The sequence below is a fragment of the Tsukamurella ocularis genome, assembly GCF_024807615.1.
GTDB lineage: Bacteria > Actinomycetota > Actinomycetes > Mycobacteriales > Mycobacteriaceae > Tsukamurella > Tsukamurella ocularis.
The window spans coordinates 693,797-718,779 of sequence record NZ_JANUCJ010000001.1 but is presented as its reverse complement, the minus strand read 5'-3'; the positions used below and the strand labels follow the sequence as shown (position 1 = coordinate 718,779).

The following is a 24,983-nucleotide window of genomic DNA, read 5'->3' as shown; positions in this document are numbered from 1 at the left end:
CACCCGCCCCGCGCGACCAGCAGACCCCACGCGGACCGTGGACAGCCCCGGCGGTCCTACTTCCGCAGGCGCTCGCGTCGCAGCAGGCCCACGTCCGGGAGATCCAGCGGCTCGAGCGAACGCCCTGTCGCGCGGGCCAGCAGGTAGTCGGCCAGCTCCGGGTTCCGCGCGAGCGCCGGGCCGTGCATGTAGGTGCCGAGCACGCTGCCCTGCACCACTCCGTCGACCGCGGCGCCCGCACCGTTGCCGGTGCCCCGCACCACGCGCTGCAGCGGCGCGGCGTCGGGGCCGAGAGCCGAACCGCCACGGTGGTTCTCGAACCCGGTCAAAGGCTGGGTGAGGCCGTCGACCAGCGGAACGCCCTCGATCTCGCCGATCGAGCGGGTCGCCTGCGGGGTGGTGGTGAGGTCGAACAGCGAGATGCCGTCCACGCGCTCGCCCTCGGACGTCTCGTACCAGTGGCCGAGCACCTGGATCGCCGCGCAGATCGCCAACACCGGCGCACCACGACCGGCGGCCTCCTGCATGCCCGGGTACTGCGTGAGATGGCGGGTCGCGAGCCGCTGCGCGTAGTCCTCGGCGCCGCCCAGTGTGTAGATGTCGCACGTCGCTGGCACGGGGTCGGCGAGCGTGATCGGCAGGACCTCGGCGTCGATGCCACGCAGCCGCGCGCGCTGGCGCAGGACCAGGGCGTTGCCGCCGTCGCCGTAGGTGCCCATCACGTCGGGCAGCACCAGGCCGATGACCAGGGTGGAATCGGTGATCCGGGACTCGGATCCGGAGAAGTCGATCACGCGCGCCGTCCTTCGAGAGCTGTGTTCAGGTCGCGGAACGCCGTGTAGTTCGCGAGCACCTCCACGCGCCCGGGAGGGCACGAGGCGATCGCCGCCAGCGGGTCGGCGACCAGCGAGTGCTCGGCGCCCGCGTAGGTCAGCCGGACCGCGAGGTCGGCGGCGCGCTCGCCCGACGCGACGACCTTGCCGTTCTCGAACCGCTCGAACTGCACGTCCCACAGCCAGGAGAGGTCCTCGCCGTCGGGCACCTGCCCGTTCACCGCGATCACCAGGCCCTCGGCGGTGCCGTCGATCATCGACATGGCCTCCTGCCAGCCGGCCGGGTTCTTCGCGAGCAGCATCCGCACGGTGTGCTCGCCGACGGTCACCGTTGCGTACCGTCCGGCGACCTCGCCGACGGTGCCCACGGCCTCGGCCGCGGCGACCGGGTCGGCGCCCATCGCTACCGCGGCGGCCACGGCCTGCGCGGCGTTGCCGCGATTCGCCCGGCCGGGCAGCTGCAGACCGAGCGGCGCGACGAAGCCGTCCGGCCCGTGGATGGAGGTGTCGTCCACCCACCAGTCGGGCTCCGGACGGGAGAAGTCGGTGCCCGTCGAGTACCAGTGCGCGCCGTCGCGGACGATGGGCTCGCCCGAGCGAGGGCACGAGGTGGAGTCGCTCGTCCAGCCCGCGCCGGCCGCGACCCAGACGACGTTCTTCGCGTCGTAGGCGACAGACGTCACGAGCACGTCGTCGCAGTTCGCGATCACGGTGAGTTCGGGGTGCGCGTCCACGCCCGCGCGCAGCCGGCGCTCGATGGCGTTGATCTCGCCGACCCGGTCGAGCTGGTCGCGGGACAGGTTCAGCAGCACCAGCGTCTCGGCTGCGGTCGCGTCGAGGACGTGCGGGACGTGCAGCTCGTCGACCTCGAGGGCGGCCAACGGCGCGCGCTGGTGGGCGGTGAGCGTGGCGACGATGCCGGCGTCCATGTTGGCCCCGTCGGCCTGTGTGGCGACCTCGCGGCCCAGCGTGCTGAGCGCGGCGGCGGTCATCCGGGTCGTCGTGGACTTGCCGTTGGTGCCGGTCACCACCACGGTGCGCTTGCCAGCGGCGAGCCGGGACATCAGGTTCGGCTCGATCTTGAGCGCGACGAGGCCGCCGATCATCGAGCCCTTGCCGCGCCCGGCGCGCTGCGACGCCCAGGCTGCGGATCGGGCGGCGAGCAGCGCCGCGCGGGCGCGGAGGGGGAGTCCGGGCATGGGCTCCAGGATAGGGCAAGCTGGATTCATGGCTGAACTGCACGAAGATCGCCGCCGCGCGCTCTCCTTCGGGGCGATCGCGGACGACTACGACCGGCTCCGGCCGCGCTACAGCGACGTCACCCTCGACGCGATCGCGGCCGGCGGCACCGCCCTCGACGTCGGCGCCGGGACCGGGATCCTCGCTCGGCAGCTCCGGGACCGCGGGCTGGACGTGCTCGCCGTCGAGCCCGACGGTGCCATGGCCGACGTCGCGCGCGCCTCCGGCGTGCCCGCCGAGGTCGCGACCTTCGAGGAGTGGGACGCACGGGGCCGCACCTTCGACCTGGTCACCTTCGGCCAGTCCTGGCACTGGGTCGACGCCGAGACCGCGGTCCCGCGACTCGCCGGCCTGCTCAATCCGGGCGGCCGCGTCGTGCTGCTCTGGAACAAGCTGCGCCCGACCCGGCCGGCGAACGACGACCTGCGGGCCGCGAGCGAGGACTACATCAACGTCGAGGCAGCGGGCGCGGGCACCGCGCACGACCAGATGTTCGCGATGGCCGCGCTGCGGGGTCGGTTCGAGGCGGTCGGGTTCACGGTGAGCGAGCGGGAGGACTCGTGGACCGAGGCCCAGGAGAAGGACCGGTGGTTGGACCTGGTTTTCACCTACTCGGGCCACTCAACCTTGCCGGAGGACCGCCGGGTTGCCCTGCGCGCCGCGCTCGCCGAGGTCATCGGCGACGGTGACGTCGAGCTCGCCGCCGGCACCATCGCCCTCATCGCCGAGCGGTGGCGGCGCCGGCCGCAGCATCCCCAGCAGGCAGCCGAAGATCACTACCCCGGCGCCCGCCAGGGCGAGCGCCGTTGGGTGCTCGCCGAGCACGATCGCACTCGCGGCGATGCCGACGACCGGCACGAGGAGTGTTGCGGGCGCGACCGTTGACGCCGGGTACCGGGCCATCAGCGCGCCCCACAGCCCGTACCCGACGACGGTGCTCAGGATCGCGATGTAGGCGACGCCCAGGAGAGCGAGGCGCCCGTCGGCAGCGTCGAGGCTGTGGGCCAGGGCCTTCCAGCCGGTGGTGGGGCCCTCGACCGCGGCGCTGAGCGCCAGCATCGGCAGGGGCGGGATGACCGACATCCAGAGCGTGAAGCGGAAGGGCTCCGACGGTGCCGCCAGCCGCTGTCCGATATTGCCGAACGCCCAGCTGAGGCCGCCGAGCAGGGTGAGGATCACGCCGAGCACCCCGACGCCGGCGGCGGCGTCCGCGCGGTCCGCGATGATCAGGCCCATGCCGACGACGGCGATGCCGATGCCCGCGACCTGCCGCACGGTGAGCTTCTCGTGCAGCAGCACCGCCCCGAGGAGCACGGTGAACGGCGCCGACGACTGCAGCACCAACGAGGCGAGGCCCGTGGGCATCCCGATGTGCATCGCGGTGAACAGCAGGCCGAACTGAAAGGTGCCGGAGCCGATGCCGTAGAGCAGCAGCCACCTCACGGGCCCCTTCGGCGGGCGCACGAAGAGGAGCACGGGGAGCGCCAGGACGAGGAACCGCAGCGCGCCGAGGAACAGCGGCGGGAAGTAGTCGAGGCTGTAGCGGATGGCGAGGAAGTTGAGGCCCCACAGCACGACGACAGTGAGTGCGACGAGGCGGTGACGGGGGCTCATGCACTCCACTGTTCCGGCCGCGGACCGGAAGAACAATCGAATACTTCTTGAGCGGCCATGTAGCTGTGCTACATCGACCTGGAATCATGCGGCGCGGAGCACTGCCCGTCGCTGGGCGCGGTCGTTAGGTTCGCGGCATGACCTTCGCACTGCGTGACCGCACCGTCGTCCTCATCGGGGGAGGGAGTGGAATCGGGCTGGCCGTCGCTCGTCTCGTCGTGGCAGAGGGTGCCCGGGTCGTGCTCGGGGGACGCTCGCAGGTGCGGCTCGACGGTGCCGTTGCCGAACTCGGACCCGCCGCTCGTGCGCGGACCGTCGACACCGCGGATCCTTGTTCGGTGGAGAACTTCTTCGCCGGGGTCGACGCGGTCGACGCGCTCTTCACCACGGCCGCCACCTACACCGTCGGGTCGTTCCGGGATCTGCCCGTCGAGGATGCGCGCAGTCCCTTCGAATCGAAGTTCTGGGGCCAGTACCGGGTGGTTAAGGCGGCGCTCCCGAAGCTGACCGCCGACGCTGCGGTGGTGCTCACTTCCGGCGCGGCCAGTGTGCGTCCCGCGGGGCCGGCGGCGCCGTACGTCGCGGCGAACGCCGCGATCGAAGGGCTCGCGCGCGGGCTGGCCGTCGAGCTGGCGCCGGTGCGGGTCACCGCGATCGCGCCCGGCACCGTCGACGGGAACCTGTGGGCGGGGAGGCCCACAGAGGCGCGTGAGGCGGCCTTCGCGCACATCGAGCGCGAGGCCGTGCTCGGGAGGCCGGGGACCGAGGAGGAGATCGCCGCCGCGGTGGTCCACCTGTTCACGAGCACCTACACCACGGGCTCGACGCTGTACGTCGACGGCGGGTACGCCTTGCGGTGAGCCCGCGTACTCTCGGTGCGCATGGACGTGCACCGCTTGCGGATCCTGCGTGAGCTCGCCGACCGTGGCACGGTCGCGGCAACGGCCAGGGCGATGGACATGACGCCCTCGGCGGTGTCCCAGCAGCTCAAGGTTCTCGCGCGTGAGGCGGGTGTCGATCTGCTCGAACCCGACGGTCGTCGCGTGCGCCTGACGGACGCGGGACTGGCGCTGGTGGTCCGCGCGGAATCCGTGCTGGGCGAGCTGGATCGCGCGCGGGCGGAGATGGATCGCTACCGCTCGACGCCGATCGGCGTGGTCCGGCTGACCCTCTTTCCGTCCGCGGCGGAGCTGCTCCTGCCCGGGGTGCTGTGCCGCACCGCGGCGGCGGGGATCCAGGTGGCGGCCGCCGACGCGGACCTACCCGGCACGGAGCTGCCGGCGATGCTCGCGGACGCGGACGTGGTGGTGGCACACCGCGACGAGCGCGCCGCGCCACTGGGCGGCCCTCGCATCGCGTCCCGCGTACTGATGCGCGAGCCGATCGACCTGGTGGTGCCGGTCGGTCACCCGCTCGCGGCGGCGGGGCGGGTCGACGCCGCGCAGCTCGCCGATCTCGACTGGATCAGCGTCCGGGACGGCTTTCCCGTTGACGACGTGCTCCGCTCCCTCGCGACGATCACGGGTGTACAGCCGCGGGTGGTGCAGCGGATCAACGACTTCCACACAATTCAGGCGATGGTCGCGGCCGGCCTCGGTGTGGCGCTGGTCGCGCGGCACGCGGTGACCCATCCCGGGGTACGGAGCCTCGAAATCGTCGGTGTCCTGGCCGCGCGGATCCTCGAGGTGGCGACGCGGCCCGGCGCCGAGCGCCGGCCCGCCGTGGCCGCCGTGCTCCGCGCGCTCGACGAGGAGGTCGCGGCGGTCAGTTGATACGGGCGGCAAAATCATCCCATGATTTCGGGGTGTGCTGCACGGCGTGCGTGGGGACTGGGCCTCCTCCGATCAGTCCCGGTGCACCTCCTGCTGTGCGGTCTCGACGGCGATCGGACCGCGGCGGGGCAGTCAGCCCCCGACGGTGTGGAGGCCGGCTGGTAGGAATCGCAGAAGCAATTCGCGCGCGGCGGCGGAGTCCCGGTCGACGAGGTGCGTGAGCTGCGCTCCCTCGTATAGAGCGATCGCGTAGCGGGCGAGCGCCGCGGCATCGTGGGGCTCGATGAAGCGGGCGAGCGCGGCGGAGAGGCGCTCGCGGAGAACGACGTCGCGGTCGGTCAGACGGCGCGCGGCTTCTGCATCGCGGGCGGCATAGATGGTGAACTCCGTGGAGAGCAGGGCCCACCGGCGCTCGTCGGGGTCGTCGGCTGCCGCCGCGCGCGCGGCACCGGCGATGGCCGCATCGAGCGAGTCGGCTCCGTCGATCACCGCCGTGATCCGTCCGACCTGGTTCTCGGCGTGCCGGTCGAACAAGGCGAAGAACAGCGCCTCCTTGCCGGAGAAGTTCGAGTAGAACGCGCCGCGGGAGAGTGCCGCACGGGTGCAGATCTCGTCCATCGAGGCGGCGTGGAAGCCGCGGTCCGCGAAGACCGCGAGCCCGACGTCGAGGAACTTCTCGACGGTCCGTGCGCGCGTACGTTCGCCCTTCGCCATGTTCCGCCTCGAATCCGTTGACCGCGCCGTTGCTCCGTGCAAGGATAGCGATAATTAGACCACCCAGTCTATTTATCAATGAGGAGGCGGCGTGAGCGGGGATCGATCGCACACCGCAGGGTTCGAACCAGACGCGATCGTGGTCGGTGCGGGGCTCGCGGGCCTGGTGGCCGCGTACGAGCTGAGCCGGGCCGGTCGCCGCGTGCTGGTGCTCGACCAGGAGAACCGCAACAACCTGGGAGGGCAGGCGTTCTGGAGCCTCGGCGGCCTGTTCCTCGTGAACTCGCCCGAGCAGCGGCGACTGGGTATCAAGGACTCCTTCGAGCTGGCGTGGCAGGACTGGACGGGCTCCGCCGGCTTCGACCGCGAGGACGAAGATCACTGGCCGCGGCAGTGGGCCCGCGCCTACGTCGAGTTCGCGACGCATCGCAAGCGCGACTATCTGCGCAGGCTGGGTCTGGGCTTCACGCCGGTGGTCGGCTGGGCAGAGCGGGGCGGCGGCGCGGCCGACGGCCACGGCAACTCGGTCCCCCGCTTCCACCTCACCTGGGGCACCGGCCCCGAGGTGGTCCGCGTCTTCCGTGAGCCCGTCGAGCGCGCTGAGGCGCAGGGCCTCGTGCGCTTCGCCTTCCGACACCGCGTCGACGAGCTCCTGACCGACGACGGTGTCGTCGTCGGCGTCCGTGGCGCGGTGCTCGAGCCCACCGACCTGGACCGCGGCGTCGCGAGCGGCCGGGAGACGGTCGGCGCGTTCGAGTTCCGCGCACCGACGGTGCTCGTGACCTCCGGCGGGATCGGCCACAACTTCGAGCTCATGGAGAAGTACTGGCCCACCGAGCGGCTCGGCCCGTTCCCGCAGCACATGATCGCCGGCGTGCCTGCGCACGTGGACGGCCGTATGCTCGCGATCTCGGAGACGGCCGGCGCGAACATCGTGAACCGCGACCGGGTGTGGGCGTACACCGAGGGCATCCACAACTGGGACCCGATCTGGCCGAACCACGCGATCCGCATCATCCCCGGCCCGTCCTCCCTGTGGTTCGATGCGAACGGCGAGCGCTTCGCCGCCCCGAACTTCCCCGGCTTCGACACCAACGCGACGATGAAGACGATTCTCGAGACAGGCTACGACTACTCGTGGTTCGTGCTCACTCAGACGATCATTGAGAAGGAGTTCGCACTCTCCGGTTCGGAGCAGAACCCGGACATCACCGAGAAGGACCTGAAACTCGCTCTGGGTCGGGTGAAGTCGAAGGGCGCGCCCGGTCCTGTCGAGGCCTTCAAGCAGCACGGCTCGGACTTCGTCGTGGCCGATACGCTCGAAGAGCTCGTGGCGGGGATGAACCGCATCGGCCGCGGCGGGCACGTCGACGCCGAGCGCCTGCGCACCCAGATCGAGGCACGCGACCGCGAGACGGCGAACGCCTTCAGTAAGGACGCGCAGCTCCAGGCGATGAACAACGCTCGGAACTACCTGGGCGACAAGGTGGTGCGCGTCGCCAAGCCGCACCGCATTCTCGATCCCGACCATGGGCCGCTCATCGCCGTCCGCTTGAACATCCTGTCCCGCAAGACCCTCGGGGGGCTCGAGACAGACCTTTCGGCGCGCGTTCTCGGGCCCGACGGTGTGCCCGTTCCCGGCCTGTACGCCGCGGGTGAGGTCGCCGGATTCGGCGGCGGCGGGGTGCACGGATACAACGCCCTGGAGGGCACCTTCCTCGGCGGGTGCATCTTCTCGGGCATGACGGCGGGCCGCGCAGCGGCCCTCGCGACGAGCGATCGAACCGGAGGCGCACGAGCATGAGTGAACGCACGGCACTGGTGACCGGAGCCACCTCCGGCATCGGCTACGAGACGGCGAAGCTGCTGGCGCAGAAGGGCTACCGAGTCCTCGGTACCAGCCGCAACCCGGAGGTGATCCCCGTAGACAAGCGGATCCCCGGCGTCGAGTACCTCGCTCTCGATCTCGCCGACCGTGATTCGGTCGCCGCCTGCGCCGCGGCCGCAGGCACCGTCGACGTCGTCGTGAACAACGCAGGCGAGAGTCAATCCGGGCCGCTCGAGGAGCTCCCCCCGGACGCGGTCGACCGGCTCTTCCAAACGAACGTCTTCGGCGCGGTGCAGCTCACCCAGCGGTTGCTGCCCGCGATGCGGGAGCGCGGCTACGGCCGCGTGATCATGGTGGGCTCGATGCTCGCCAGCTTCCCGCTCGCGTACCGCGGCTCCTACGTCGCGGCCAAGGCCGCACTGAAGGGCTTCGCCTCGGCAGCGCGTCAGGAACTTTCGCCCTTCGGGGTGCGGGTCTCCACGGTGGAGCCCGGCTCGATCGCCACGGGCATCGGCGAGCGGCGGACCAAGTACGTCGCCGACGACTCCGTGTACCGCGCTGACTTCGACACCATGATCGAGAACCTCGACGCCAACGAGCGGGCGGGCATCACCCCGGCACAGGTAGCGGAGGTGATCGTGAAGGCGATCGAGTCCGATAAGCCGCGCGAGTTCTACGCAGTGGGCAGCAACGCGCCCCTCGTCTTCCTCCTCAAACGGCTGGTCCCGGTCGAGGTGGTCTCCAGTATCGTTGCCCGGCGGCACGGCCTCCGGCGGTAGACGTCCCGGATCCTCGGGACATCCGTCCCTGGCGGCGGCAAGGAACTACTACATAACGTCGTAGTAGAACACTCCTTCTGCCCGAGGACCGATGCCCATGCTCACCGAAGCCCAGATCGCCGTCATCCGCGACTCCCTGCCCGCAGTGGGCGCCGCGATCGACGAGATCACCCCGATCTTCTACCGCCGCCTGTTCGAGGCGCACCCCGACCTGGAGCGCGACCTGTTCAACCGCGGCAACCAGGCGGTGGGTGCCCAGCAGCGCTCGTTGGCCGCATCGATCGCGATGTACGCCACCGCCGTCGTCGACGACGAGCTCTCCGCGCGGTCGATGCTCGAGCGGGTCGCGAACAAGCACGCCTCACTGGGCGTTGCCCCGGCGCAGTACCCGGTCGTCCACGAGCACCTGTTCGCGGCGATCGTGCAGGTGCTCGGGGATGCCGTCACGCCCGCGGTGGCGGAGGCGTGGACCGCGCTGTACTGGCAGCTCGCCGACGAGCTGATCACCCTGGAGAAGGGGCTCTACAGTGCGGCCGGGGTGAGCCCCGAGACGGTGTGGCGCACCGTGGTCGTGGACGAGCGTCGCCAGGAGACTCCGCACACCGTCGCCTTCGTGCTCGCCGATCCGTCCGGTGATGCGCTGCCTGAATTTTCTCCTGGGCAATACGTCTCGATCGCGGTCCGGCTGCCCGACGGTGCGCGCCAGATCCGGCAGTACAGCCTGTCCGGCGCGGGTGCGGGCCGGTGGCGGATCGGTGTGCGGCGCGATGGGGAGGTCTCGTCGTACCTCCACGAGTACGCCTTCGAGGGCACGTGCCTGCAGGTCTCGCCGCCCTTCGGCGACATCGTGCTCGACAGCGGCCCCGCCACCCCCCTGGTGCTCGCTTCGGCGGGTATCGGGATCACTCCCGTCCTCGGCATGCTCCACCACCTCGCCGAAGAGGGCGGCGCGCGCCGAGTGATCGTGGCGCACGCGGATCGCACCCGAGCGACCCATGCGCATCGGGCTGAGCTGAGCGAGCTCGTCGACCGGATTCCCGGCGCTGCGCTGCACACCTGGTACGACGCGCTCCCCGACGGATACCCGTTGGGCGAAGGGGAGTCCCGCGGCCGGATCGACCTGAGTGGCCTCCCCATCCCGCCCGACGCTCACGCTTACCTGTGTGGCCCGCTGCCGTTCATGACCGGCGCGGCAAGGCAACTCGAGGATGCCGGCGTCCCGCGCGAGCGGGTGTGGTTCGAGGCCTTCACGCCGTCCGTGTGATCGCGGCCTGAAGAATCCGCGCCGCCTCGGGTGGCGTTCCGGCTGCGGCCCGGCGCAGGCGAGTCGGAGGTGTTTTTCCGTCGGTTCCGTGAGGAACCACTCGTCGCCCGGACCCACGACGAGGCCGTCGCGACGGCAGTGATCCACCACTGCGCCGAGGTCCACGTCACCGGGCAGCCGCGCCCCACAGGGCGAGGCCGCCGCGCGGCACCGCGTCCACGGTCACCGCGGGCGCATGTTCGTGGAGGGAGCGGAGCAACAGATCGCGTCGGTCGCCCAGTTGCCTGCCCAGCCGGCGTAGGTGGGTGCGCCAGGCCGGTGCCCTCCTTCTCGGCGAGTCGATCGGCCGGTCGACGGTCCTCGGCGGTCTAGCACCCATCACATCCCAGAACGACTACGGCGCCCAGGTCCGCGTCGAGGCCGCGCCGACGGCTTCTTGGGCGATGCGGCGGCTGCCGTTGGCGCGGTTGACCGCGGAGACGACGGCGCGCAGCGAGGCGGTGGTGATCGACGGGGCGATGCCCACGCCCCAGACGGTGCGGTCCTCGTCGCCGACGCGGACGATCGCCTCGACGTAGGCGGCGGCCTGCGCGTCGTCGCCGGCGGAGAGCGCATGCTCGCTGTAGTCCAGGACCCGGACCTCGAAGCCGACGGTGCCGATCGCGTCGACGAAGGCCGCGAGCGGGCCGTTGCCCTCGCCCGAGATCTCCTGTTCCTTGCCGTCGACCTTGACCACCGCGTCGATGCGGTCGACGCCGCCGTCGACCTCGGAGGCGGTCACCTTCTGGCGCATGCGCTCCAGCGGCAGGATCGGATCGATGTACTCGCCGGCGAAGACGTCCCACATCTCCTTGGGCGTGACCTCGCCGCCCTCGCCGTCGGTGATCTTCTGCACCGACTGGCTGAATTCGATCTGTAGGCGCCGCGGCAGCTGCAGGCCGTGGTCGGCCTTCATGATGTACGCGACGCCGCCCTTGCCCGACTGGCTGTTGACGCGGATCACTGCCTCGTAGTTGCGCCCCACGTCCTTGGGGTCGATCGGCAGGTAGGGCACCTGCCACAGGATGTCGTCGATGTCCTTGTCGGCGTCGTCGGCGTCGATCTTCATCTGGTCGAGGCCCTTGTTGATCGCGTCCTGGTGACTGCCCGAGAACGCGGTGTACACCAGGTCGCCGCCGTAGGGGTGCCGCTCGGGCACCGGCAGCTGGTTGCAGTACTCGACGGTGCGCCGGATCTCGTCGATGTCCGAGAACGTGATCTGCGGGTCGATGCCGCGGCTGTACAGGTTCAGGCCCAGCGTCACCAGGCAGACGTTGCCGGTGCGCTCGCCGTTGCCGAACAGGCAGCCCTCGATCCGGTCCGCACCGGCCAGGTAGCCGAGTTCGGCCGCGGCCACGCCCTCACCGCGGTCGTTGTGCGGGTGCAGCGACAGAATGACGCTCTCGCGACGCGCCAGGTTGCGGCTCATCCACTCGATCGAGTCGGCGTAGACGTTCGGCGTGGCCATCTCGACGGTGGCAGGCAGGTTCAGGATGATCGGCTTCTCGGGCGTGGGCGCGATGATCTCGGTGACCGCGTCGCACACCTCCTTGGCGAAGGAGAGCTCGGTGCCCGTGTAGGACTCGGGGGAGTACTCGTAGCGCCATGCGGTGTCCGGGTACTTCTTCTCCTCCTCGAGCACCTTGTGCGCGGCGTCGGTGGCGATCTTCTTGATCGCGGCCTTGTCGGCGCGGAAGACGACGCGGCGCTGCAGCACCGAGGTCGAGTTGTAGAAGTGCACGATCACGTTCTTCGCACCCTGGCAGGCCTCGAATGTGCGCTCGATCAGCTCGTCCCGACACTGCACCAGCACCTGGATCGTGACGTCGTCCGGGATGGCACCGTCCTCGATGATCTCGCGGACGAAGTCGAAGTCGGTCTGGCTGGCGGACGGGAAACCGACCTCGATCTCCTTGTAGCCCATCCGGACCAGCAGGTCGAACATGCGGCGCTTGCGGGCCGGGCTCATGGGATCGATGAGGGCCTGGTTGCCGTCGCGCAGGTCCACGGCGCACCACAGCGGGGCCGTGGTGGCGACGTTGTCGGGCCACGTGCGATCGGGGAGTGCGATCTGCTCGACCTCGTCGCCGAAGGAGCGGTAGCGGTGGGCGGGCATGGCGCTTCCGCGCTGCTGGTTCCACGCGGGCTGACCCGGGTTGCGGGGGCCGGCGGGAGCGGTGATCTTCGATACGCCGGAGGTGTAGGAATCGGCTGCAGGGCTCATGTGTCGAGGTTACTTTCTCGGGTTCACCCCTGCGAAAGGCAGGGACGGTTCGACCGCGAAGGGGCCGGGAGGACTCGACCGGCGCTGCCGCGACTGCACGGCTCAACCCGCGACGGGGAGCCGGTCTGGATCAGACCCCGCCGCGGCAACCGAGGAGAAGGGCGCGCCACTGCACGTCTCGAATGTAGCGCACCGTCGTGCTGCTCCGGTACCCGCCGCAGGGAATGGCCCGGGCACGGTGTCGGGAACCCTGTCCGCGACCAGGGGCTCCGCTGTGATGTAGAACACGTTTCATGAATTCTCAGTGAGGAGTCGTTGCGCAGAATTTGAGATGGCGAATCCCAACCTGGGCAATACGGCCTTGCGGGTCGCAAATCCGCTGGATGGCGGCCCGTCGGTGATCGCCGTTGCGTATGCCCGTTGTCACCTGCGGTGTTTCTGTGACCTTCGCTCACGGGAATTCCGGTTGAAGATGTTGCAATTCCAAGCGCGGCATCCCTACAATTCTGCGATTGCAACCGTTCTGCGTTGTGATCGTGATGTAGAGGAGAGCTTGGTGGACCACGCGGTGCACTCCCTGACCGGAGCCCAGTACGGAATGTGGCTTGGCCAGCAGATGTCCCCGGACGTCGCCTACACGGTCGCGCAGTACGTCGACATCAGTGGTCCGTTCGACGTCGAGACCATGCAGGCTGCGACTCGGGAGGCCAGCGACGAGTTCCTGTCCCCGTACGTCCGCATCGAGGTCGACGAGTCCGGCGCCCCGGTGCAGTGGATCGATCGCAGCATCGACAGCGCCGCGCAGGTCATCGATCTCGGCTTGGCGGACCTGCCCGAGGATCAACGCATCGACGCCGCCGTCGCGTGGATGCGCGCCGAGTACTCGCGTCCGATCGACCTGGCGACCGATGAGCTGATCATCAACCGCCTGATCAGCGTCTCCGAGGGGCGCTGGCTCTGGTACGCCCGCGCGCACCACGCAGTCATCGATGGCTACGGTGCTTCGATCCTCCAGCGTCGCGTCGCCGAGCTGTACACGGCCCGCGTCACCGGCGCCGAGGTTCCTCCCCTCAAGCCCGCTCCGCTCGCCCCCGAGGGCTTCGTCAGGGCGGAGGAGAAGTACTTCGCTTCGGCGCGCGCGGAGGGCGACGCCGAGTACTGGGCGGGGGTCGTCACGACTCTTCCCGAGGCGGCGGGTCTCAGCCGCGTCGTCGCGGCACCGTCGAGCCTGAATCGGCGCCGCAACGGCGTCCCCAGTGCCGAGGCGGGCGCCCGGTTGGAGGCCGCGGCGGAGCGGCTGGGCACCAATCGCACCGGTTTGGTGATCGCCGCCTTCGGCGCCTACGTGGCCGCCGTCTCGGGCCGCGAGGAGATCTCGGTCTCGGTACCAGTGGCTGCCCGTACCACCGCCGCGCTCCGGGGCTCCACCGGCATGACGGCGAACGTGCTCCCCGTGCCGGTCCGGGCTGGCGCCGGAGCCACCGTCTCCGACATCATCGACGGCACCGGCCTCGACCTGCGCAACGGCCTGCGGCACCAGCTCTACCCTGCGGCCCGGATGGAGGCGCCCACGCTGCGCGAGGGCGTCGTGGGCTCCACCTTCGGCGACACCATCAACATCATGATGTTCTCCTCGGCGATCACGCTGGGCGAGGCCGCCGGAACCCTGAACCTGCTCACGTCCGGCCCGGCCGAGGACGTGGCGGTCACCGTCTACGAGTCCGAGCAGGGCGCCCTGCGGATCGACATGGAGGCCAACCCGGCCGCCTACTCCGTGGCGGACCTGGACGCCCACTTCGAGCGCTTCATGGAGTACCTGGAGCGCTTCGCCGCCGCGCCGGGAGGAACACCCCTCTCCGCGCTCGACGTCGTCACCGCCGCCGAGGCCGCCGAGTGGAACCGCTTCGCCGGTGCCGCCGCGGGCGCCCCCGCGGCCGCCGCGCCATCCGTCCCGATGCCCGCCCTGCTGCGCCGCTCCGCCGCCGCGTATCCCGACCGGATCGCGGTGGTCGACGGTGACCGCAGCATCACCTACGGCGAGTTGGACCAGTACAGCGACCGCCTCGCGCGGTACCTGATGACGGTCGGCGCCGCCCCCGAAGAGCGCGTGGCACTCCGTATTCCGCGCTCGCTCGAATCCGTGATCGCTGTCTGGGCCGTCGTCAAGACCGGCGCCGCCTTCGTACCGATCGATCCTAAGCTGCCCGCCGAGCGTGCCGAGCACATTGCCTCCGCCGCTGCCCCCGTCGCCACCCTCACGCCCGCGGACCTCGCCCGCGTGTGGGGGCCCGGAGCGAACGCCGGTGTCAGTGAGGCTGATTGGCCTGCGATCGACCTCGCGCACCCCGCCTACCTGATCTTCACCTCCGGTTCCACAGGCCGGCCGAAGGGTGTCAGCGTGACCCACGCCGGCCTGTCGAGTCTGGCCGTCGAGCTGGTTCGCTCGCACGGCCTCGCCGAGGGCTCGCGCGTGATGCACTTCGTGTCGCCGGGTTTCGACGCCTCGGTCCTCGAGCTCCTCATGGCCGTCGAGAGCTCCTCCGCGCTCGTCGTGGTCCCGCCGGATGTCTACGGCGGTGAGGAGCTGGAAGACGTTCTGGCGCAGGGCGAGGTGAACGGCGGCTTCATCACTCCGGCTGCCGTTGCCACGCTCGACCCGGCGAGGCTGCCCGCACTGTCCTCGCTCGGCGTGGGCGGCGACACGGTGCCGCAGGCCCTCGCCGAGAAGTGGGCTGCCAAGGGGCGCACCCTCGTCAACGTCTACGGACCCACCGAGACAACCATTGCCGTCACGCTCGGTGCGCTTGCGGGCGACGAGCCCGTCCGTCTCGGAGGGCCCATTCCGGGCACCCGGCTGTACGTCCTCGATCCGTACCTGCGCCCGGCGCCCGCCGGCGTCGCGGGCGAGCTGTACATCTCCGGTCCGGGCATCGCCCGCGGCTACCACGGCAACCCGCTCCTCACCGCGGAGCGGTTCGTGGCCAACCCCTTCGAGGCCGACGGTGCGCGCATGTACCGCTCCGGCGACCTGGTCCGCTGGGACTCCGAAGGCAAGCTCGAGTTCCTCGGCCGGGTCGACTCTCAAGTGAAACTGCGTGGGTTCCGCATCGAGCTCGGCGAGGTCGACGCCGCCGTCATGCGAGTACCGGGCACCGAGCGCGCTGTCACCGTCGTCCACGGCGACGTCTCCGCCACTGCGGAATTGGTCACCTACGTCACCGGCACCGCCGAGGTCGACGCAATCACCGCGAGCATCTCCGCGGAGCTGCCGGCCTACATGGTTCCGGCGCACATCGTCGCCCTCGACGAGTTCCCGCTCACGGTCAACGGCAAGGTGGACCACAAGCAGCTGCCGCAGCCCCAGCGCGTCGCCGTCGACGCGTCCGCCGGCCGCGGGCCGCAGACGGACGCCGAGAAGCTCGTCGCCGCGGCCTTCGCCGAGGTGATTCCGGGTGCGGGCATCGATGACCTCAACGTCGCCACCACACTCTTCGACCTGGGCGGCAACTCGCTTTCCGCCACCCGCATCGCGGCGCGTCTCGGCTCCGCGACCGGCACCCGCGTCAGTGTTGCGACGGTCTTCGCGAACCCCACGGTCGAGAGTCTCGCGGCCGCCATCGGCGGCGCCCCCGTGCCCGCAGCGGCCATCGCCGCGGCGGCCGAGACCGCGGCCGTCGCCGTCGAGCCGGAGCTCGAGTTCGCAGCACCGTCGGACCCGGAGGAGGCGGCCGAGCTGCTTCCCGCCCAGCATCAGATGTGGGTCCGCAATCGCGTGAGTCCCGATGGCTCGTACCATATTCCGGTTGCGCTGCACCTGCGCGGCGATGTGGATGTCTCCGCCATGCGCGTCGCCCTGGGCGACGTCGTGGCACGCCACACCCCGCTGCGCACCGTGTACCGCAACGGGCCCACTGCCGGCGAGCCCGAGGTCCAGGTGCTGCCCGCCGGCCCGAACCTCGTGCCCTTCACCGAGCGCTCCGTGGCGCTCGACGAGCTGATGTCGGCCGCCTCGGACTACGCGGGCGAGCCCTTCGATCTGGCCGCCGACGTGCCGATCCGCGCACGGCTCTACCGCATCGACGGCCGGCACCAGGTGCTCGTGTTGGTGATTCACCACATCGCCGCCGACGGCTGGTCGATGATGCCGCTGGCCGGTGATCTCGCCACCGCCTACGCCTCGCGGACCAGCGGCAAGGCGCCGAAGTTCCCGCCGCTGCCGCGCACGTACACCGAGCATGCCCGGTCCTACAAGCATCGTCTCACCGGAGCGCCGCGCCAGGCGCTCGACCGGTTCTGGTCCGACGTGCTGGCGGACCCGCCGGCCGAGTCGGTGCCGCCCGCGGCGGTGCCGCGCTCCGGCGGCATCGTCTCCGCAGCGCGCGCGATCGACACCCGCGTCGCGCCTGAGGTGTGGGCCGGTGTGGCCAGCCTCGCCCGGGCCCACACCACCACGCCGTTCATCGTGGTGCACGCGGCCCTGGCGGCGACGATCTCGCGCCTGTCCGGCCAGAGCGACCTGGTGGTCGGTACCGCCGTCGCTGGGCGTGGCGAGGCCGAACTCGACGGCCTCGTGGGCATGTTCGTGAACTCGATCCCGCTGCGCACCCGGACCGCGAACGACCGTACCTTCGCGCAGCACCTGGCCGCTGTCAGCCACGGCGACCTCGACGCACTGGACCATTCGGACCTGCCCTTCGAATCGGTGCTCGAGCTTGTCGACCCGCCGCGCGCCGCCGGCCGGCACCCGATCTTCCAGGTGATGCTCAACCAGCGGCCCTTCGACACCCAGCACTTCCCGATGGCCGGCGTCGACGTCGAGGTCGTCCCCGTCGACGTGCCGATCGCCCGCTTCGATCTCGAGTTCACCCTCGGTGCCGACGGCACCATCGAGCTGCGCTACGCCTCGGAGCTGTACCGCGTAGAGCAGGCCGAGTCGATCCTCGACGCGCTCGTCGCCGTGCTCACCGCCGTGGGCCCGAACCCGCAGACCACTATCGGCGAGCTGCCGATCATGTCGGCCGAGCGGCTCGCCGAGCTGACCCCAGTGCGCGGCGTGGAGGCCGACTTCCACACCCCGCTCGGGCAGCTCATGCGCGAGGCCGCCCGCACGTACGCGAACCGTCCCGCCGTGGTCGACGGGCAGCGGACGCTCAGCTACCGCGAGCTCTACGCCGATGCCCGCAAGGTGGCCGCGGCCGTGCTCGCCGCGGGCTCGCGGCCGGGCGAGGCCGTACTGACCGACCTGCCGCGCTCGGCGGAGTCCATCACCGCCTTCTGGGGAATTACCCTGGCCGGCGCCGCCGTGGCACCCGTGGACCCGAAGTACCCGCAGGACCGCCGCGACTACATCGCGAACGACGTGCGTGCCCGCGTGGGCGTGACCGCCACCGGAACCGGTGTGGAGGGCGTCAACTGGGTCGCGATGGACAACCTGGACGGCGACGGCTACGACCCGCAGATCGTCCCGAACCTGGACGACGCCGCGTACGTCATCTACACCTCCGGCTCCACCGGCCAGCCGAAGGGCACCGTGGTCACCCACCGCGGCCTCGGCAACTTCGCCGAGGAGCTGCACGTGCGCCTGCAGACCGGCGCCGACACCCGCGTGATGGCCTTCGCCTCCACCGCCTTCGACGCGACGGTGCTCGAGCATCTCATGGCGATCCGCGTGGGCGCGCCGCTCGTCGTGGTGCCTCCGGGCACCACCGGCGGCCGCGAGCTGGAGAAGATCATCGCCGATCACGGCGTGACGCACGGCTTCCTGACCCCGTCGACGCTCGCGACCGTCAACCCGGACGTGGTCCCGTCGTGGACGCACGTCCTCGCCGGTGGCGAGGCGCTGGGCCCCGGCCTGGCGAAGAAGTGGAGCGTCGGCCGCCGCCTGCACAACGGTTACGGTCCCACCGAGACAACCATCATGACCGCGATCTCCGACGCCCTGTCCGGCGACGGCCGCGTGCCGATCGGCCCGCCCGTCCGCGGCCAGGGGCTCATGGTGCTCGACGACGGTCTGCGCCCCGTGCCCGTCGGCATGCCCGGCGAGCTCTACGTGGCCGGCCCGCAGTTGGCGCGCGGCTACCACCGCCGCCCGCAGCTCACCGCGTCCCGGTTCGTCGCGAACCCGTACGGCGAGCCCGGCGCTCGCATGTACCGCACCGGCGACGTGGTCCGCTGGACCCGCAGCGACAGCGGTCCGTTGATCGTCGACTTCGTGGGCCGCAACGACTTCCAGGTGAAGATCCGCGGCATCCGTATCGAGCTCGGCGAGATCGACGCGACCATCGACACGATGCCCGGCGTCGACTTCGTCTCCACCCAGGTGCGCCCCGGTCCCGACGGCGCGCCCGCCCTCGTCGCCTACGTCAAGGGCGACGTGGACCCGTCGGCGGTCCGCACTCACGTCCGGACCCGCCTGCCCGGCTTCATGGTTCCCGCCGCGGTGATGATCATCGCCTCGGTGCCGATGGGCAGCACGGGCAAGCTCGACAACGCCGCCCTTCCGGAGCCCTACTTCGGCGGCACCGGCAACGCCGCGGCAAAGCCCACGACCCCGGGCGAGAGCCGCGTCGTCGAGGCCTTCCGCAAGGTGCTCGGCAGTGACGCCATCGGCGTCGAGGACGACTTCTTCGACCTCGGTGGCAACTCGCTGTCGGCGAACGAGCTGGTGGGTCTGCTGGGCAATGGGATAGAGGCGCGCACCGTCTTCGACCTGCGCACCCCCGCTGCCATCGCGACCGCCCTCACCGGCGATCCGGACCGGATCTCCAACGAGTCCGCGCTCGAGGACCAGGGTCTGCGTCGCGTCCAACGCGGCGACCGCATGCCGCTGTCGTCCGCGCAGGAGCGGATGTGGCTGCAGAACAAGATCGATCCGGGCCCGACCTACAACATCGGCGCGGCCTTCCTCGCGAGCCGCCCCGTCGACAAGGCTGTGCTCGACGCCGCCCTGCGCGACCTGCTCGCCAGGCACGAGAGCCTGCGCACTCGGTACCCGTCCTCTGCCGAGGGCCCGTACCAGGAGATCCTGCCCGCCGATGCGCCCGAGGTCCGCGACTTCGCCGCCGACTTCGGCATCGCCACCTCCAACGTCGCGGGCCAGGAGTCGGCGATCGCCGAGTTCGTTGCCCGACCCTTCGCACTCAACCGCGACGTGCCGCTGCGTGTCATGACGGCACCCACCGGCAAGGGCTCGATCCTCGCGATCGCGGTGCACCACATCGCGGCCGATGGCGCCTCGGTGGTGCCGCTGACCCGCGACCTCATGGCCGCGTACCTGGCCCGCAGCACCGGCTCCGAGCCGCAGTGGACCGAACTGCCCCTGCAGTACGCGGATTACGCGGTGTGGCAGCGTGGCCAGGCGGAGAAGGACGCCGGCGCGGTGGATTACTTCGCAGAGCGGCTCGCGGGCGTACCGGAGGAGAGTTCCTTCCCGGCCGACGGCCCGCGCCCGACGATCGGTTCGACCGACGCCGGCGAGGTCGCCATCGTGCTGCCGCAGGCCGAGCGGGACGCCCTGGCGGACTTCGCCAGCAAGCGAGGCGTTTCCATGTTCATGGTGCTGCACGCAGGTCTCGCGGCTCTGCTGCACCGCGTCAACGGCGCCGATGACGTGGTCGTGGGCACGCCGGTGATCGGCCGCACCGACCGCCGCCTGCGCGACGTGGTGGGCATGTTCGTCAACACGGTGGCGCTGCGTACCGCCGTGACCGGTACCGAGAGCTTCAACGCCCTCGTCGACCGGATCCGCAGCGGCGACCTCGACGACCTGGTCCACGCGACCGCGCCGTTCGAGCGGGTCATCGAGGCACTACAGCCCCCACGCAGCCGCGATCGCCACCCCGTCTTCCAGGTGGTGCTGAGCCACCAGAACCTGGGCGACCCGCTCAGCGTCATCACCTCCGACGGTGGCGGCATGTTCGAGCTGGAGCCGCTGCCGCTGGCCGCGGCCACCACCACCTTCGACGCCACCTTCGAGGTGCGTGAGGTCGAGGAGGGACTCCGGTTCAACCTGCGCTACCGCACCGACCTGTACCGGCCCGGGACCGCCGAAGGCATCGTCGGCCGACTCGCGCGGCTGGTGACGGCCGGCGTCGCGTCGCCGGACACCCCGGTGGCCGACCTCCCGGTGCTGCTGCCGGAGGAGCAGGAGCTGTTCCAGCGCGCCTCCACCACGATCGAGCCGCACACCATGGCGGAGATCCTGGCGCGGGCCGTGCGGCAGCGCCCGGGTGCTCCTGCACTGCGCGATGGAGACTTCCAGTACACCTACTCGGAGCTGGACTCGGCCGTCTCGGCGCTCGCCAACCGCCTCGCCGGGCTCGGCGTGGGCACCGCGACCCGAGTGGCGGTGTCGATCCCGCGGTCCGCGGCCTCGGTCGTCGCCTTCTGGGCCGTCGCCCGCCTCGGCGCCGTGTACCTGCCGGTCGACCCGAACTACCCGACGGAGCGGATCGGCTACATCCTCGACGACGCCAAACCCGCTGTGGGTCTCGCGGTCCGCGAGGTCCTGGAGGGGCTGCCGAAGACCGTCGACTGGACCACGGTGGACCTCACGTCCTCGCGCGTCCAGCACCCGCCGGCCGAGGTCGCGCCGGTGGGCGTCGACGACCCCGCGTACGTCATCTATACCTCCGGGTCCACGGGTAAGCCCAAGGGTGTCGTCGTGCCGCACCGCGGCCTCGCCTCCATGGCCGATACCCTGGTCCGCCAGCACGCTGTCGGCGCCGGCGCCCGGGTGCTGCACTTCGCCTCGCCCAGCTTCGACGCCTCGATTCTCGAGCTGCTGCTCGCGACCTGGTCGCGTGCGGAGCTCGTGATCGCGCCGGTCACGCTCTACGGCGGCTCTCCGCTCGGCGACTTCCTCGCCGAGAACGAGGTCACGCACGCCTTCATCACCCCGGCGGCGCTCGCCACGATCCCCGACCGTGACCTGCCGTTGCTCGAGGCGCTCAGTGTGGGTGGGGACGTGCTGCAGACCGAGCTGGCGCGCCGTTGGTCCAACGGCCGGATCCTGATCAACGCGTACGGCCCGACGGAGGTGACGATCGCCGCGACCATGGGCGCCGTCGACCCCGATAACGTGGGCATCGGCAGCGCCGTGACCGACGCGCAGCTGATGATCTGCGACGAGCGTCTCAACCTGGTGGCGCCCGGCACCGTCGGCGAGCTCTACGTCGCGGGACCCGGTGTGGCGCACGGCTACCTGGACCGTCCGGAACTCACCGCATCGCGGTTCGTCGCGAACCCGTACAACGATGCGCAGGGCTACAAGCGCATGTACCGCACTGGCGACCTGGTGCGCTGGCGCGCCTCCGATTCCGGGGAGCCGGTGCTCGAATTCGTCGGGCGCAGCGACGATCAGCTCAAGGTCCGCGGCTTCCGCGTGGAGCCGGGAGAGGTCGCCACGGCCGTCGAGAGCCACCCGGACGTGCGGCAGGCCGTCGTGGTCGTTGACCGTGGCGACGGATCGATCGAAGCGCAGGCCGCGGCTCGCCTGGTCGCGTACTACGTGACCGAGCGCGCCGTCACCGTCGGGGACCTCCGGACCTGGGTGGGCGATCGCCTTCCGCGGCACATGGTCCCGGCGGTCTTCCACGAGATCGACAGTGTGCCGGTCACGGCGCACGGGAAGACCGATATCAAGGCCCTGCCGCCCGTCGGCCCGGTGTCCGGTGGCAAGGCCGACGACGCCCCGGCCACGCCGCTGGCGGCCGTCGTGAGGCCCGCGTCGCCCACGCGGCGCGCGGTCTCGGCGGCCAGCCTCGAGGGTGCCGTCGCGGAGATCCTCTCCGACGTCCTCGGCGTCGCCTCCCTCGGCATGGACGACGACTTCTTCGCCGTCGGCGGCACCTCGCTGCAGGCCGCGATCGCCGTCGATCGGCTGCGCGAGCGGTTCAACTCCGACGAGGCCAGCATCCGTTGGTTCTTCGAGGACGCCAAGGTCAGCACGATCGCGGCCCGGATCGCGGGCGCCCCGGCGCCGGTGTCCGCCACCGCCGTGATCACCGGCGTGGCAGCAGATTCCGATACCGCGATCACCGACCCGATCCTGCCGCTGCGCGCGGGCACCCCGGGCGTCGAACCGCTGTACTGCGTGCACCCGGCCGTCGGGCTCGCGTGGAACTACCTGGGCCTATCGGGCGAGCTCGACCCGAGCATCCCGATCATCGGCCTGCAGGCGCCCGGAATCTCGTATCCGATGCCGCCCGCCGACTCGATCCGCGAGCTGGCGCGCACCTACGTCCGCAACATCCGGGCGAGCCGACCGCACGGCCCGTACAGCCTGCTCGGCTGGTCCCTCGGCGGCCTCATTGCGCACGAGATGGCCGTCGAACTGCGGGAGCTGGGCGAGAAGGTCAACCTGGCCCTCATGGACGCCTACCCGCTGGGCGAATACCGCGGTCCACGCGAGGAGATGTCGATCGCGGCGCTGCTGCGTGAGTTCGTGGGCCTCGACGTCGACGACGACGCCGAGCTCACCACCGACCACGCCCTGGACCTGCTGGCCTCGGCGGGCGGCCCGGCGCGAGAGCTCTCGCGCGGCCAGATGGAGCGGCTGCTGGCGAACTATCGGCACAACACGACGCTGGGCTACTCGCACCGCCCGCGCGAGTACGACGGCAACATGCTGGTCTTCCGCGCGACGGAGCAGACCACGGGCGGCCTCGTGCCGCAGCTGTGGCGGCCGTACGTGACCGGCCTGGTACAGGTGCACGACATCGAGGCGACGCACAATCAGCTCGGCTCGTCGCCGGCGATCGACGAGGTCGCCCGCACCATGAACGCCTTCCTCACCGGCAACTACACCGCGGTGGTCAAGTCGAAGAGCAAGACGCTCGACGACACCAAGCCGCTGGTCAGCGTCCGGGGCCTGGCGCGCAAGTACGGTCGCGGCAAGAAGGCGGTGTACGCGCTCAACGGCGTGGACCTCGACATCGCGCCCGGCAGCGTGCACGCGCTGCTCGGCCCGAACGGCGCGGGCAAGACGACCACGGTGAAGATCATCTCGACGCTCATGAAGCCCTCCGAGGGGTCCGTGACCATCGACGGCGTCGATGCCCTGGCCGATCCGCGCCGCGCCCGGTCGATCATCGGCCTCTCGGGCCAGTACTCGGCGGTCGATGAGAACCTGACCGGCCGCGAGAACCTCGAGATGTTCGCCCGCCTCTACGGCTTCGACAAGATCTCGGCGAAGGCCCGCGCGAACGAGCTGCTCAAGCAGTTCCGGCTCACCGCCGCGGCGGATCGCGCCTCGGGCACGTACTCGGGCGGCATGCGCCGGCGTCTCGACCTGGCCGGGGCGATCGTCGCCCGCCCGCGCCTGGTGGTACTCGATGAGCCGACCACCGGCCTCGACCCGCGCAGCCGCAAGGACGTGTGGGACGTGATCGCCCGGCTCAGCAAGGAGGACGGCATCTCGGTGCTGCTCACCACGCAGTACCTGGACGAGGCCGAGATCCTGGCGGACCTGGTCACGATCATCGACCAGGGCCGGATCATCCGGTCCGGCACGGTGCCGGAGCTGAAGTCGGCCGCCGCGGCGGACCTGATCCAGATCGGCCTGCGCGAGCGCGACCGAGTGACCGCCTGGCCGATCCTGGCCCGGCACGCCATCGACGGCACCGCGATCCGGGAGGCCTCCGGGCTCAGCGCGATCCGCGTGGCCGACGGCCAGCACAAGCTCGTCGCCGTGCTCAATGACCTACGGGAGGCCGGTGTCTACGTCGAGTCAGCGATGCTGCGCGAGGCCACCCTGGACGACGTCTTCTTCGCCCTCACCGGCGAGGACGCGAACAAGACCGAGGAGAACAACGCATGACCGCGATCATCTTCCCGCGGGAGCGGGAGCCGTCGCTGGGCGGATTCCTCAGCGACTGCGCGGTGATGACCCGCCGCAACCTGACGACGCTGGTCCGGATCCCGCAGCTGCTGCTGGGCGCGACCGTCCAGCCGATCATGTTCGTGCTGCTGTTCAGCTACGTCTTCGGGTCGGCCCTCGGTGGAGAGGTGGGCGGCGACCGCTACCGCGAGTTCCTGCTCGCCGGCATCCTCGTGCAGACCGTGGCGTTCAGCTCGGGCCCCACCGCGATCGGCGTGGCGTCGGACATGAAGAACGGCATCATCGACCGCTTCAGCTCACTGCCCATGTCGCGCCTCGCGGTCATGGTCGGGCGCACCACGTCCGACCTCGTGGTCAACGTGATCAGCGTGGCCGTGATGCTGCTGGTCGGCCTCGCGGTCGGTTGGCGCATGCGGGGCAGCTGGGTCGACGCCGTGGTCTCCCTGGCCGCGCTGTTCCTCTTCGGCCTCGCGATGTCCTGGCTGGGTGCACTCATCGGCCTGTCCGTCTCGACGCCGGAGTCCGCGCAGGCGCTGTGCATGATCGTCATGTTCCCGATGGCCTTCATCTCCTCGGCGTTCATCGCCTCCGGCGACCTGCCCGGCCCGCTCCGCACGATCGCCTCCTGGAACCCCGTGACTTCGATGGCGCGCTCGCTGCGGGAGGCCTTCGGCAATCCCCTGAGCCCGAAGCCCATCGTCGACGAGCCCATCAACTGGGCCGCGCAGCACGCGACCGCGTACTCGGCCCTCGTCTCCCTCGCGATGATCGTGATCATCGTGCCCCTCGCCGCCCGTGCCTACATGAAGCACTGACGGCCGACAGACCGACCGACCCA

The 24,983-nt window shown here is 70.7% G+C and carries 12 protein-coding genes and 1 pseudogene; 8 read left to right on the top strand and 5 right to left on the bottom strand.

Annotated features, from left to right (window positions below; translation table 11 throughout):
- Nucleotides 1–56: 56 nt before the first annotated feature.
- Both HNP44_RS03565 and HNP44_RS03560 read right to left on the bottom strand, forming a co-directional pair.
- Nucleotides 57–764 carry a type 1 glutamine amidotransferase gene (locus HNP44_RS03565; RefSeq protein WP_259141700.1) on the bottom strand — a complete coding sequence of 236 codons (708 nt, stop codon included), beginning with the start codon at nt 762–764 and terminating at the stop codon, nt 57–59.
- A gap of 26 nt (nt 765–790) precedes the next feature.
- Nucleotides 791–2,032, bottom strand: a complete 1,242-nt coding sequence (locus HNP44_RS03560) for a Mur ligase family protein (protein ID WP_259141425.1) — start codon at nt 2,030–2,032, stop codon at nt 791–793.
- Here HNP44_RS03560 and HNP44_RS03555 point away from each other — a divergent pair.
- A pseudogene (locus HNP44_RS03555) lies at nt 2,031–2,603 on the top strand (class I SAM-dependent methyltransferase); the annotation flags it as partial. The gene HNP44_RS03560 and the pseudogene HNP44_RS03555 sit on opposite strands and share 2 nt — an antisense overlap.
- A 90-nt stretch (nt 2,604–2,693) precedes the next feature.
- Here the strand turns inward: HNP44_RS03555 and HNP44_RS03550 are convergent.
- The gene (locus HNP44_RS03550) at nt 2,694–3,686 is read right to left on the bottom strand and encodes an EamA family transporter (RefSeq protein WP_259141426.1); all 993 of its coding nucleotides are present in this window, start codon (nt 3,684–3,686) and stop codon (nt 2,694–2,696) included.
- Nucleotides 3,687–3,823: 137 nt separating this feature from the next.
- On the opposite strand from HNP44_RS03550, the gene HNP44_RS03545 reads away from it, so the two are divergent.
- Nucleotides 3,824–4,546 (top strand): SDR family oxidoreductase, encoded by a 723-nt coding sequence (locus HNP44_RS03545; RefSeq protein WP_259141427.1) that lies wholly within the window; start codon nt 3,824–3,826, stop codon nt 4,544–4,546.
- Between the two features lie 21 nt (nt 4,547–4,567).
- On the top strand, nt 4,568–5,458 hold the full coding sequence (locus tag HNP44_RS03540) for a LysR family transcriptional regulator (RefSeq protein WP_259141428.1): 891 nt from the start codon (nt 4,568–4,570) through the stop codon (nt 5,456–5,458).
- A gap of 132 nt (nt 5,459–5,590) precedes the next feature.
- Here the strand turns inward: HNP44_RS03540 and HNP44_RS03535 are convergent, their stop codons facing one another.
- Nucleotides 5,591–6,172: a TetR/AcrR family transcriptional regulator gene (locus HNP44_RS03535; protein ID WP_259141429.1), complete on the bottom strand. Its 582-nt coding sequence runs from the start codon at nt 6,170–6,172 to the stop codon at nt 5,591–5,593.
- A 91-nt stretch (nt 6,173–6,263) separates the two neighbouring features.
- Between HNP44_RS03535 and HNP44_RS03530 the strand changes: the two genes are divergently transcribed.
- From HNP44_RS03530 to HNP44_RS03520, 3 genes are all read left to right on the top strand, one after another.
- Entirely contained in the window at nt 6,264–7,976 is a 1,713-nt protein-coding gene (locus HNP44_RS03530) for an FAD-binding dehydrogenase (protein ID WP_259141430.1), read from the top strand.
- Nucleotides 7,973–8,779: an SDR family oxidoreductase gene (locus tag HNP44_RS03525; protein WP_259141431.1), complete on the top strand. Its 807-nt coding sequence runs from the start codon at nt 7,973–7,975 to the stop codon at nt 8,777–8,779. Before HNP44_RS03530 ends, HNP44_RS03525 begins: the two co-directional genes overlap by 4 nt.
- Before the next feature lie 97 nt (nt 8,780–8,876).
- Nucleotides 8,877–10,043, top strand: a complete 1,167-nt coding sequence (locus HNP44_RS03520) for a globin domain-containing protein (RefSeq protein ID WP_259141432.1) — start codon at nt 8,877–8,879, stop codon at nt 10,041–10,043.
- 394 nt (nt 10,044–10,437) lie between these two features.
- Here the strand turns inward: HNP44_RS03520 and leuA are convergent, their stop codons facing one another.
- Entirely contained in the window at nt 10,438–12,306 is a 1,869-nt protein-coding gene (gene leuA / locus HNP44_RS03515) for a 2-isopropylmalate synthase (protein WP_259141433.1), read from the bottom strand.
- Nucleotides 12,307–12,862: 556 nt separating this feature from the next.
- On the opposite strand from leuA, the gene HNP44_RS03510 reads away from it, so the two are divergent.
- The gene (locus HNP44_RS03510) at nt 12,863–24,124 is read left to right on the top strand and encodes a non-ribosomal peptide synthetase (protein WP_259141434.1); all 11,262 of its coding nucleotides are present in this window, start codon (nt 12,863–12,865) and stop codon (nt 24,122–24,124) included.
- A complete protein-coding gene (locus tag HNP44_RS03505; protein WP_259141435.1) occupies nt 24,121–24,960 on the top strand; it encodes an ABC transporter permease in 840 nt (279 codons plus the stop codon). The genes HNP44_RS03510 and HNP44_RS03505 overlap by 4 nt, the downstream gene beginning before the upstream one ends.
- Nucleotides 24,961–24,983: the final 23 nt, after the last annotated feature.